The 12,974-nt window shown below is 30.2% G+C and carries 11 protein-coding genes; 5 read left to right on the forward strand and 6 right to left on the reverse strand.

The annotated features are described in order from the left end of the window. Window positions 1-11: 11 nt before the first annotated feature. From ACMCMH_RS05915 to ACMCMH_RS05925, 3 genes are all read right to left on the reverse strand, one after another. Window positions 12-725 carry a carbon-nitrogen hydrolase family protein gene (locus ACMCMH_RS05915; protein WP_412727923.1) on the reverse strand — a complete coding sequence of 238 codons (714 nt, stop codon included), beginning with the start codon at window positions 723-725 and terminating at the stop codon, window positions 12-14. A 26-nt stretch (window positions 726-751) separates the two neighbouring features. Beyond that, window positions 752-1,771 (reverse strand): ribonucleotide-diphosphate reductase subunit beta, encoded by a 1,020-nt coding sequence (locus ACMCMH_RS05920; protein WP_412727924.1) that lies wholly within the window; start codon window positions 1,769-1,771, stop codon window positions 752-754. A 127-nt stretch (window positions 1,772-1,898) separates the two neighbouring features. Beyond that, window positions 1,899-4,277, reverse strand: coding sequence for a ribonucleoside-diphosphate reductase subunit alpha (locus tag ACMCMH_RS05925; RefSeq protein ID WP_412728004.1), 2,379 nt, complete (start codon window positions 4,275-4,277; stop codon window positions 1,899-1,901). A 181-nt stretch (window positions 4,278-4,458) separates the two neighbouring features. Between ACMCMH_RS05925 and gap the strand changes: the two genes are divergently transcribed. From gap to ACMCMH_RS05945, 4 genes are read left to right on the forward strand one after another with little or no spacing between them, the layout of a single operon-like run. Then, on the forward strand, window positions 4,459-5,454 hold the full coding sequence (gap, locus tag ACMCMH_RS05930) for a type I glyceraldehyde-3-phosphate dehydrogenase (RefSeq protein ID WP_412727925.1): 996 nt from the start codon (window positions 4,459-4,461) through the stop codon (window positions 5,452-5,454). A gap of 10 nt (window positions 5,455-5,464) precedes the next feature. Then, complete coding sequence (locus ACMCMH_RS05935) at window positions 5,465-6,661, forward strand: phosphoglycerate kinase (protein WP_412727926.1); 1,197 nt, start codon at window positions 5,465-5,467, stop codon at window positions 6,659-6,661. Between the two features lie 12 nt (window positions 6,662-6,673). Next, a complete protein-coding gene (locus ACMCMH_RS05940) occupies window positions 6,674-7,699 on the forward strand; it encodes a glyceraldehyde 3-phosphate dehydrogenase NAD-binding domain-containing protein (protein ID WP_412727927.1) in 1,026 nt (341 codons plus the stop codon). A gap of 22 nt (window positions 7,700-7,721) precedes the next feature. Further along, window positions 7,722-8,225: a peptidylprolyl isomerase gene (locus tag ACMCMH_RS05945; RefSeq protein WP_412727928.1), complete on the forward strand. Its 504-nt coding sequence runs from the start codon at window positions 7,722-7,724 to the stop codon at window positions 8,223-8,225. 40 nt (window positions 8,226-8,265) lie between these two features. Here ACMCMH_RS05945 and ACMCMH_RS05950 read toward each other — a convergent pair whose 3' ends face one another. Further along, the gene (locus ACMCMH_RS05950) at window positions 8,266-8,952 is read right to left on the reverse strand and encodes a DnaJ domain-containing protein (RefSeq protein WP_412727929.1); all 687 of its coding nucleotides are present in this window, start codon (window positions 8,950-8,952) and stop codon (window positions 8,266-8,268) included. Window positions 8,953-9,110: 158 nt separating this feature from the next. Here ACMCMH_RS05950 and ACMCMH_RS05955 point away from each other — a divergent pair, with 158 nt between their 5' ends. Then, window positions 9,111-11,054: an HD domain-containing phosphohydrolase gene (locus ACMCMH_RS05955; protein WP_412727930.1), complete on the forward strand. Its 1,944-nt coding sequence runs from the start codon at window positions 9,111-9,113 to the stop codon at window positions 11,052-11,054. Window positions 11,055-11,086: 32 nt separating this feature from the next. Here the strand turns inward: ACMCMH_RS05955 and serS are convergent, their stop codons facing one another. Beyond that, entirely contained in the window at window positions 11,087-12,331 is a 1,245-nt protein-coding gene (serS, locus tag ACMCMH_RS05960) for a serine--tRNA ligase (RefSeq protein ID WP_412727931.1), read from the reverse strand. Between the two features lie 8 nt (window positions 12,332-12,339). Next, window positions 12,340-12,945 carry a DUF502 domain-containing protein gene (locus ACMCMH_RS05965; protein WP_412727932.1) on the reverse strand — a complete coding sequence of 202 codons (606 nt, stop codon included), beginning with the start codon at window positions 12,943-12,945 and terminating at the stop codon, window positions 12,340-12,342. Between the last annotated feature and the right edge of the window lie 29 nt (window positions 12,946-12,974).

Here is a 12,974-nt window from a genome sequence, read left to right on the forward strand (position 1 = left end):
AAAAATAGTTTTTAAATACCTGTATTTAGATATCTTCTCATAACTTTTATCTCTTTTGGTAAAAATTCTAAAGAGAGTCTTTTTTTCTGATCATCTTTGGTTACTTTCCCAAAAGGTGTTATGATAGCACTTGATTTTGCCATATTTTTATTTGCACTATTACTTGCAACGACATAGCACTGATTTGCAACAGCTAAAGCACTAGTAAGTGTTTCATAGTTTTCTTTTCTAGCTTTTCCCCACATTGCAGGTACAAGAATGATATCTGCACCTTGAACCTTTTTCCAAAGCTCTATAAATCGTAACTCAAAACAGATAAGAGAGGCAACTTTTATACCATCTATGTCAATGATTTTTATATCATTTTCTCTACCTGCTGTAAAATATTTTCTTTCATCATCAAGAACAAATAGTTTTGCTTTTGATTGAGTATGTACAATTTTTCCTTTATGAAAGATATGCAAAGTATTATAATATCGATCATTGTGTTTAGTAATCATTGTAATCGCAATCGTTTTATGTCTAGAAAATATTGTAAGTAGTTCGGTTGCTTTTTGTGTCATTTTTACAGCATCTTCCAATCGCTCGTAAGAATAGCTCGTAAGAAACAGTTCTGGAAATAAAATAAAAGAATTTTGTGGAGAGTTAGCAATGTGTTTTTCTAATTTATACAAGTTTTTCTCAAAAGAACTTGATGTTTTAAGTTGTAAAGATATTAAAATCATAGAATTTTTTCTATCGATTATGAAGATTAAAAATCATCAAAATCAATAGAACCTTTTGAATAGTTTATCACATTTCCTTCAAAGAAGTTTGTTCTTTGGTCGTTAAAACTTGAGTAACCATCCACCCAAGGGATTGGGTGTTTTACATTGTATTCTGGTGCATAACCAATTGCTTCTAGTCTTCTATCTGCTAGATATTCTATGTATTGTCGAATGATATTTTTAGTAAAACCTAAAATCTGTCCTTGCGTGATATAATCTCCCCAAGAAGATTCTAAATCTACAGCTTGCCTGAACATTGTTCTTACCTCTTCTTCTAACTCATCATCAAAAAGTTCAGGTCTTTCTTTTTTTGTACTATTGATCATGTTTTGAAAGAGTAAAAGATGTGTTACTTCATCTCTTTGAATAAATTTTATCATTTGTGAAGAACCTAACATTTTCCCTGATTTACCAAGTGCATAAAGAGCAGCAAAACCTGCATAAAAATAAAGTCCCTCTAAGATTTGGTTTGCAAACATAGCTAAAACTATTTTTTTATCTGAAATATCTCCACTTAGATTTTTATAAGTACCAGCTATAAAATTGTTTTTTTCTTTTAGTTTTGCATCTGTTTTCCACATATCATAAATCAAATCTGTATTATCAGAAATAGATTCAACCATAACAGCGTATGATTTACTATGATTTGCTTCTTCATAAGACTGTCTTGAAAGACAAGCATTGATTTCTGGTGCTGTGATATATGGGTTTATATTATCCATCAGATTATTTGTTTGGAGGGAGTCCATAAAAATAAGTTGTGAAAGTACTAGGTCATACATTCTTTTTTCTGGTGGTGTAAGATATTTGTAATCTTTTGCATCTTGGGTCATTTGAACTTCTCTTGGAAACCAAGTATTTGCTTCCATTTGATCCCAAAGTCTAGATGCCCATTCGTATTTACACTTTGTAAAATTTATCATACCATCAGGATTTCCACCAAAAGTTCTTCGATCGTTTAAGTTTTCAACTGAACTAGGGTTATAAATTGTTTTTCTTTCCATGATGGTACTCCATATAAATTTTTGTTTGAAAAGAATTATATCTGAAAAAGAATTAAAAATGAAGCAGATAATTGTAGATTGAGTATGTTAATTTGACTTCTTAACATACTCTTTAGTATAGTTGAGTTTATTGACACCCTACACATTCTTGACTTCTGTCTGCTACATCTGAAACTGATTCAGGTGATTGACCTCTTAGATAGTAAGTTGATTTTAATCCTAATTGCCACGCTAAAGTATAAATTTCGTGGAGATACTTTCCACTTGCTTTATCTAAAGACATAAATATATTTGTAGATTGACCTTGATCTATCCATTTTTGTCTTACAGCAGCAGCTTTTATAAGGTCTAATTGATTTACTTCATAGGCAGGGATATAGTAATTCCATGTTTCTGGTGAAAGATTTGGAACAACTACTGGAATTTGTCCACTTAAGTTTTCTTCAAACCATTTTCTTTTGTATACAGGTTCTATAGCTTGTGTAGTTCCAACTAAAATAGAGATAGATGAAGTAGGTGCAATTGCCATAAGGTAACCATTTCTCATACCATTAGCTTTTACTTTTTCTCTTAACTTATTCCAGTCATATCCATCATCAAATAAGTCTTTTTGTACCAATGCATTTACAGCAATTGGTGCTGAATCCATTGGCATAATACCTTTAGACCATTTTGAACCTTCAAATGTTGGGTAGATACCTTTTTCTATTGCTAAATTAGATGATGCATTAATTGCATTATAGCTTATGATTTCCATAATGTTATCTATCTTTTTAAGATGCTCATCACTTCCCCACATAATAGATGACTCTGCTAACATTTGTGATTCACCCATAACACCAAGACCAATAGCTCTTGTTTTTAGATTTGTTGCTTTTACTTTTCTTAAAGGATAAAAGTTTAAATCAATAACATTATCAAGCATTCTAATTGCTGTAGGGATTACCCTTTCGATATCTTCTTTTGTATTTATTTTACTTAAATTAACAGAGGCAAGATTACAAACAGCAGTATCTCCATCGATTTTCTCTTTTTCAACAATAAATATTTTTTGACCTTGTAAACTATCTAATGCTGTAATTTTATTGGCTTTTTTTACTATCCCATTATCTAAAGTTACTTCATCTTCCTCTTCAAATGTAAGAACTTCACCATTATCTAATTCGATTTTAATTAGATAATGATTTGGGTTTGTATTTTGGAATATTTCAGTACATAAGTTACTACTTCTAATAAACCCAGTATGGTCATTCGGGTTTGCTTTATTTGCAGTATCTTTAAAACATAAAAATGGACTACCTGATTCAAAGTAAGAAGTTAATATTTTTTTCCATAAAGATTTTGCTTTCATTTGTTCTTTAGTTATCGACGCATCATTTTCATACTCAATATATCTTTTTTCAAACGCCTCACCAGTTAAACCTGCTAAATCTTTCACTTCGTAAGGATCAAATAGAGTCCAGTGTTCATCTGCTAAAATTCTTTTCATAAAGAGGTCATTTAGCCATAGTGCAGGAAATAAGTCGTGTGCTCTTCGTCTCTCTTCTCCAGAGTTTTTCTTTAAGTCAATAAAATCTTCAATATCCATATGCCAAGGCTCTAAATAAACAGCAATAGCTCCTTTTCTAGTTCCTAATTGATCAACTGCAAGTGCGATATCATTTGTGATTTTTAAAAATGGAACAGTACCACCAGCTGCACTTTTGTGACCATCAATCACTCCACCTAAAGAACGGATAGAGTTCCAGTCCCAACCAATACCACCACCAAATTTAGATAATAATGCCATCTCTTTATATCCATCAAAAATACCTTCGATATTATCAGGACTTGATCCTATATAACAAGATGAAAGTTGGTGTCTATTTGTTCGTGCATTTGATAAAGTTGGTGTTGCTAACATCACTTCAAATCTAGAAATCACATCATAAAATTCTTTTGCTTTTGCTTGTTTATCTGTTTCATTTTGTGCTAAAAACATAGCTATACCCATGAACATTTGTTGAGGAAGTTCAATAGGTTGTTTATCGTTATTTTTTAATAAATATCTATCATAGAGTGTTTTCATACCTAAATAGTTAAAGAGATAATCTCTTGTAGGGTCAAGATATTGACTTAAATCATCTAAATCATATCCTTCTTCAAGTCCAGGGATAATTCGTCCAGCTTCTTGACCATATTTGATATACTCAGTTAAATGACAATAAGCATTCCCTTTTATACCATGAGTAGCTTTTCCTACTTTATGATACAAGTCAAACAAAAATAATCGAGCAGCAACAAATGTCCAGTTTGGTACATCTATATCTATTTTTTCAACTGCAGTTTTGACTAAAGCATCTTGGATATCACTTGAACTCATACCATCTATAAATTTTATTTGCGCATCTATTTCTAGTTCACTTTGACTTACTCCGGGTAGATTCTCAGTTGCAGAAATGGTATGCTTCTGGATCTTTGTTATATCTAAAACCTCTTGGCGACCATTTCTTTTCTGAATCATTATTCCCATTGTAAATCCTCTATAGTAGTTAACTTTATTTTATATTTTAAAATCCGATTTTAGCAAACTGTAACTTAAATAAAGAAGACAGCTTTTTTGACTAATTTATAATTTAAGTTTTTAACCATTTTTATAGAAAAAATTAGCTAAAATAGAATAAATTTATAAACCCGAAAGGATTACAATGGCTGTAAAAGTTGCGATTAATGGATTAGGTAGAATAGGTAGATGTGTTGCAAAGATAGTTGCTACACGAGATGATGTTGAGTTAGTAGCTGTAAATGCTAGTGGAGCAGAAGATATGATTCAGTATAACCTTAGATACGATACAGTTCATGGCAATAGACACGATATTAAAGTTGAAAATGGATATATCTGCATTGGAAACGATAAAGCGAAACTATTTAGTGAACGAGATCCATCAAATTTAGATTTTGCTTCTTTAGGTGTAGATGTTGTATTAGAGTGTACAGGAGCATTTTTAACACAAGAATCAGTGCAAGGATATCTTGATAATGGTATCAAAAAAGTAGTATTTTCAGCACCAGCTAAAGATGATACTGCAACATTTGTTATGGGTGTAAACGAAAATACTTATTCAGGGCAATCAATAGTTTCAAATGCTTCATGTACTACAAATGGTTTAGCTCCTATGGCAAAAGTACTTGATGATGCTTTTGGCATTGAAAAAGGTTTGATGACAACTATTCATTCATACACAAGTTCTCAACCAATCCTAGATGCAAAAGATAAAAAAGATCCAAGAAAAGGAAGAGCTGGAGCTACAAATTTAATTCCTGCTTCAACAGGTGCTGCGAAAGCTATTGCAAAAGTTATGCCACATTTAAATGGAAAACTAAACGGTCAAGCAATCAGAGTTCCAACTCCAAATGTATCTGTAGTTGATTTAACAGTTACATTAAAAAATGATACAACATTAGAAGAAGTACAAAAAGCTTTTACAGAAGCTTCACTTGGAAACCTTAAAGGTATTTTAGGTGTAGATACAGAGGGAAGAGTGAGTTCAGACTTTATAGGGGAAACACTTTCAACTGTTGTGCCTTTGGATACAATCCAATTGATTGATAAAAATATGGTAAAAGTCCTTTCTTGGTATGATAATGAGTGGGGATATTCAACAAGACTTGTAGATATGGGTCTACATATAGCAAAAAATTAAGGGCTGTATGATGATTATTCAAGAGATAAATAAGATAGATATAGCAAACAAAAAAGTTTTTATACGATGTGACTTTAATGTACCTGTAGATGAATACCAAAATATTACCGATGATAGAAGAATTAAATCAGCACTCAATACAATAAGATATTGTATAGATAATGATTGTGCTGTTATTATTGCATCGCATTTTGGAAGACCAAAAAAAGGTTATGAAGAAAAATACTCTTTAAAACCAATTGCAAAAAGACTACACACTCTTTTAAAGCAAGAGATCAAACTGGCTCCAAATGTTGTATGTGATGAAACAATCTCAATTGCAAATCATCTACAAAGTGGAGAAGTTTTACTTTTAGAAAATATGAGATTTGAACCAGGTGAGACAAAAAATGATCCAGTTTTAGCAAAAACATTAGCTGATATGGCAGATGTTTTTATCAACGATGCTTTTGGTGTTTCTCATAGAGCTCATGCTTCAGTTGAAGGTATTGCAAAACATTTTGATATTGAACATAAAGCAGCTGGTTTTTTACTAGCAAAAGAGATAAAGTTTTTTTACCATATTATTGAAGCACCAAAACGACCGTTTGTATCGATTGTTGGTGGTTCTAAAGTATCAGGAAAACTTGAAGCACTTCGTAATCTTGTGCCAAAAGTTGATAAAATAATTATTGGTGGTGGTATGGCATTTACTTTTCTCAAAGCTCTTGGTTATGAAATAGGAAATTCACTTGTCGAAGATGAGCTTATTCCTGAAGCACTTACTATTATGGAAGAAGCTAAAAAATTGGGTGTAAAATTTTATTTACCTGTAGATGTAATAGCTGCTGAAGCTTTTGATAGTGAAGCATTTGCAAAAGCTGTAACAATTCAAGAGATTCCAAAAGGTTGGATGGGATTAGATATCGGACCTGCTACATCTACACTATTTGCTCAAGCATTAGAAGATGCACATACTATTTTATGGAATGGACCAATGGGTGTTTATGAGATGGATAAGTTTGCAAAAGGAAGTACAAAAATTTCTCATGCAGTTGCTTCTTCGTATGCTACAACTGTTGTAGGTGGTGGAGATACTGCTGATTTAGTAAGAAGAACAGAAGATGAAGATGAGATGACATTTATCTCTACAGGTGGTGGAGCTTCTTTAGAATTAATAGAGGGTAAAGTTTTACCAGGTGTAAAAGCACTTATTATTGAAAAGTAAACTAAATAATTGATGAGAATATTACTAAATGGAGTAGGGCGTATTGGCAAAGCAATTTTAAGAATTGCTGAGTCTAAAAGTAGTTTTGAAATAGTTGCAATCAATGAGTTAAATACAAATATTAAAAATATAGCATATTCTATCAATTATGATTCCACTTATGGAAAAATTGAAGATAAATACAAAGTTGATGGCGATTGTATTATCAACAATAAAAGTGCTATACATATTTTTAATTGTGAAAATATTTTAGATATAGATTTAGAAGTTCATAATATTGATATTATTATTGATGCAAGTGGTAGTAAAATTGATTTGGAATATATTAGAAAAAATATTATACGACCTATATATTTAACCCATCCAAATATCTATGCAGATAGAAATGTGATACTTGGTGTAAATGAAAATCAAGTTAATTATAAGCTAGATAAAATCATCTCTACAAGCTCATGTAATGCAACAGCATTATTACCAATTTTAAAACTACTTGATGATACTTATACAATAGAATATGGGGATATTACAACAATCCATCCTTTGCTAAATCATCAAAAAACTTTAGACAGTGCGTGTATAGGAAGTAAAAATAGAGATGTAGAATGTAATTTTGAGTTTGGAAGAAGTTCAACACAAAATATGATACCAAGTAAAACTACAACTATTGATGCATGTTCTTATGTACTTCCATCAATAACTCATGATCTTATCTCTTCAAGCTCTATTCGAGTTCCAACTGCAACAGTTGGTGCTATCAATGTAACAGTAACAGTAGAAAAAGAGTGTGATAAAGAGAGTTTAGTAAATTTGTTTAAAGAGTACGAGGCAAAACAAAAATATAAAATCATTTTTAATAATACCTGCCCTTTAGTATCAAGTGATTTTCAAGGTGAAGAGTTTACAAGTATAATAGATCATCGATTTATTGATGTTAAAAAGAATAAAATGATAAAATTAGTGATATGGTATGATAACGAATGGGGTTATGCTTCAAAAGTAGTTGATATTGTATCACGACACAACAAAACAATACAATAAATTAAATAAAAAAGGAAAACAAATGTTTGGAAAAGAACTAAAAGAATATGATTTAAGTAAAGAGGAATTAGCAAAATTACAGTATGCGAAAATAACAACTTCAAAAGGTGTAATCTGGATTAAACTTACACCTGAAAATACACCAAATACTGTAGCAAATTTTGCACACTTAGCAAATGATACATTTTATGATGGATTAAATTTCCATAGAGTAATAGATGGATTTATGGCACAAGGTGGTTGTCCTGCAGGAACTGGTACAAGTGGACCTGATTGGGCTATTGCTTGTGAAACAAAATCAGCTGGTCAAGTACATAGAAAAGGAACTTTATCAATGGCACATGCAGGACCAAATACAGGCGGTAGCCAGTTTTTTATCTGTTTTGTTCCTTGTCCTCATTTAGATGGTGGACATACTGTATTTGGAGGAATCGAAGAGTCTGATACAGAGAGTTTTAAAGTTTTAGATAGTATTAAACAACAAGATATTATTGAAACAATTGAGATATTAGAAGTAAAAGCATAATTATAAAGTAGTACTTATATTTTAAGTACTACTGTACTATTTATTTGACTAACTCAAGTAAATAGTTATATGAAAGATTAATAGAAGTAAATTTATCTTTCTCTTCCCCTTTATATACATCAGGGTGATACTTTTTTGCCATCAATCGATATTGCTTTTTCACACTATTTCTAGACAAATCAGATAATACTATATCTGACTCAAAAAGATTGATAATATGTTTTTTGACAATATCTTCTTGAGAGAAATTCCCTTGCCCAAATTGACTTTTAAATTCTGCTTGTTCTTTTTGTTTTTTTATTTGTAAAATTATGAAAACATAAAACATATAGTTGATAAAAATTAATACCATACATAAAAAAGCTAATCCAAATGAAAAAACTAACCAGTTCAAAATAAAAATAACTAATGAAAATCTTTTGATAAAATTTATTATTTTTGATTGTAGTCTTTTCTCTTCTAGCATTTTTGGATTAAAATATCTTATGATAAGTACAAACTGTAAAAATAGTAAGAAATAGATAATAGTATTTATAGAAAAGCCATTGATAGAGATTTCAAACCATGATAGATATAAAGTAAAAAATGAAGTAAAAATAAAAATAGAATGAAGTTTATTTGAGAATGAATCCATTATTTTGTGTGGCATTCTATTTTCTCTAACAAAAATTTTTTTTGTTAAAAGAAAAAATAATGCAAGAAAAATTGTTATTGTTTTTTTTATCATAGTACTCACTAATTAGTTATTTTAAGAACTCTTATTTATAGCTATCATACTATACAGTTGTTTATAATATGCTTGAGTCAATAGCTGCAAATATAGGTATCTTATATTTAATATCAATTGTATTATAATTCATATTAGATCAAAATAGGTACAAAAAAATGAAAAAAGTTATGATATATATCGTCTTATTTTTAATAGCAATAGTAGGAAGTTATTTTTACTATTTATTAAAAGTAGAAGATATAAAGCATGAAATATACACAAATCAAAGTATAGAGTTAAAAAAAACAATAGATGAAAAAATACAAGAAAACAAAGGAAAAACAGCAGCAATAACATACCTTTTGAGTTTAGAAAAAAATCTCATCTCCGCTCTTTTATCAAAAGATAACTCTTTGATAGATTATAGTTCGATCATTAAAGGTATTGAGACTCAGACAGGATATAAAAACCTTTGGATTCAAATAATTGATAATAAGGGTTATAGTTTTTACAGAAGTTGGACTAAAAATGTTGGTGATAATGCAGCAGCAGCTCGAATAGATATACGAGAAATGATGAAAAATCCTAGAGCAATGAAAAATATCAGTACTGGTCGATTTGATATGACTTTTAAAACTATGATACCTCTTTTTCATAAAGAAAAATTTTTAGGAATAGTTGAACTGATTTCCCATTTTGATTTGATTGCAGAAGATTTGAAGAAAAGCGAACTTGAACCTATTATTATAGTGGATGAAGATTATACGAAAAGATTTATTAAACCATTTTCTGGAATTTTTATTGATAATAATTATGTAGTAAATAAGAATGCCTCAAAAGAATTACTACACAAAATACAAAAAGAGGGTGTTGGAGAGTTTTTAAATATCAATAAATATAAAATATTTGAAGATAGTTTAGTAACAACATATCAAATAAAAAATATAAATAATGGACCAATGGGTTTTGTTGTTGTATTTACAAAGTTAGATTTAATAGATATGTCAGAGTTAAATACTTTTACAATTGATTTATTAATAGTAGTAGTTATTATGCTTATCTTTTTCATTTTATTAATAATGGTGATGATAAATCGTGAATATGTAAAAAAGCTGAACAAAGAGGTTATTTTAAAAACTGCAAAAATACGAAAACAAAAAGATAGATTAAAATCACTTTTACAAGTGTATGATAAGAATGTAATTTTTTCAAAAACAGATCTTAAAGGGAATATTACTCATGTAAGTGAAGCTTTCTGTAAAATTAGTGGGTACACAAAAAATGAACTTTTAGGAAAACCACATAATATTATAAGACATCCAGATATGGAGAAAAAATCTTTTGAATACCTATGGAGCGAATTAAAGCAACTACATAATGTTACCTTAGAAGTAAAAAATAGAAAAAAAGATGGAAGCTATTATTGGGTTGAAGCTGAATTTGAACCAGAGTTTAATAAAGATGGAAACCACATAGGCTATAGTGCTGTTAGAGAAGATATAACATCAAATAAAGATATTGTAGAGATACAAAAAGAGATCATTTTTACGATGGGTTCTATTGGAGAGAGTCGATCTAAAGAAACGGGTAACCATGTAAAACGAGTTGCAGAGTATTCTAAAATACTCGCATATCATTATGGACTATCAAATGAAGAGTCTGAAATGTTAAAGCAAGCAAGCCCAATGCATGATATAGGTAAAGTTGCAATTCCAGATTCTATTTTAAATAAACCAGGAAAATTAACAAATGAAGAGTTTTCTGTAATGCAAACACATGTTCTTAAAGGTTTCGAGATGTTGGATGTATCTGATAGATCAATATTAAAAATGGCAGCTGCGATAGCTTTAACACATCATGAAAAGTGGAATGGAACAGGTTATCCAAATAATCTAAAAGGTGAACAAATAGATATCCTAGGAAGAATTACAGCAGTTGCAGATGTTTTTGATGCATTAGGAAGTGACCGGGTCTATAAAAAAGCATGGGATGATGAAAAGATATTCCAGTTTTTTAAAGAAGAAAGAGGGAAACATTTTGATCCAAAGTTAATAGATATTTTCTTTGAAAATTTAGATGAGTTTTTAGCTGTAAGGTCTAAATTTCAAGATAAAGTATAATTCTTTCATATACTTTATCTGTAGATCATTTTTTACATATACTTTTTAAGTACATCGGGAATAGTAATGCTCCCATCTTCGTTTTGATAGTTTTCCATAACAGCTACTAAAGTTCTTCCAACAGCTAAACTAGAACCATTTAAAGTATGACAAAGAAGATTTTTCTTTCCATCCTTGTATCGTATTTTTGCTCGTCTTGCTTGAAACTCTCTTGTATTTGAAATAGATGAAATTTCTCTATATGTATTTTGACCTGGTAACCACACTTCAAGATCAATAGTTGTAGCAGCACTAAAACCAAGATCTCCTGTACATAACTGAACTTTTTGATGAGGTAATCCTAAAGATGTAAGTAAATCACTTGCACAATTAACCATTTTTTCAAAAATTTGCGCAGATTGCTCTGGTGTTGTTATCGCTACCATCTCGACTTTGTCAAATTGATGTTGTCTTATCATACCTCGTGTATCTCTTCCCGCACTTCCAGCTTCTTTTCTAAAACAAGGAGTGTATGAAGTAAGGAGCATTGGTAACTCATCTTTATCTACTATCTCATCATTGTAAAGATTTGTAAGGCACACTTCAGCTGTAGGAATAAGATATAAATCTTCCCCTTCGATTTTAAACAAATCATCTCCAAATTTTGGAAGCTGACCTGTTCCTTCAAGAGTATTTGTATTTGCCATAAAAGGAACATACCACTCTTCAAAACCTCGTTCACGATTAAAGTCTAAAAAGTAGTTGATCAAAGCTCTTTCAAGTCTTGCTCCAATACCTTTGAGTGCTGCAAATCTTGATTTTGCTAGTTTTACACCTCTTGTAAAATCTATCATACCATTATTTTCACCCAACTCCCAATGCTCTTTAGGTTCAAAACTAAATGATGGTTTTTCTCCAATAGTAGCTAAAACAACATTTTCATTTTCATCAGCACCTAAAGGAACATCTTCATCTGGAAGATTTGGAATACCCATAGCGATATTTTGTAGACTTGACTCTATCTCTCGTACTTCATCTTCAAGTTTTTGTTTATTTTCTTTGAGTTGATTTATCTCATCTTGTAGTGGAGTTACATCTTTACCTTCTTTTTTATAAGCACCAAACTGCTGAGATAGTTTCTTTTGTGTTGCCTGAGATGCTTCCATCTCTTTTCTTTTCTCTTTTGCATCTTCAACTTGCTTTTTCAAATTTGCTAATATCTCTTGTGTTACACCTTTTTTTTCTAATGCTTTACTCATTGAGTCGAAGTCTTTTTGTAAAAGTTTTATATCTATCATCTATTTTCCTATTTTTGTTTTTCTTTTAATGTGTCTTGTATAATTTTGGTAATCTCTTCTTTTTTAACAAAATCTGATCCCATACTAACTATGAATTGACTAGCTTCAGCAACAGTCAATGTTGTTTCTCTTATTTTTGATCTTTCTATAATAACTGTATATCCACTTGTTGGATTTGGACTTGTAGGTACAAATAAAACCAAAACATTTTCATGTTTACTTAAAACATAAGCAGGTACCCAAGAGTCTTCTTTTGGGTACTCTACTAAAACTACCTCTTTTTTACTATCTTTACTGTTTGGTTTAAATAATTCAGTAATCTTTTTAATAATTGAATATACAGTTCCAATGGCAGGAACTTTTTCAAGTACTTTATCAATCAAAGAAATCACAAATGATTTTCCAGCTTTCTCAATAGAGGAACCAACAAAAGCTAAAATCAAAATAACAATAACAAATAAAGCTGCTGTATATAAAGGGTTATTTGTATATGAGGATACAAAATCAAAAAATCTTACACTTAAAGAATTTACCCAAAAAATTAATTGAACAACAACTAAAAGTGGTATAAGTGCTAGTGCACCAAGAAAAATATATCTAAAAAATTGTTTCATCTAATACTCCATAAAATTTAGTTATTATA

The sequence above is a fragment of the Arcobacter sp. 15-2 genome, from assembly GCF_047159865.1.
In the GTDB taxonomy this organism is placed as follows: Bacteria; Campylobacterota; Campylobacteria; order Campylobacterales; family Arcobacteraceae; genus JAIOSF01.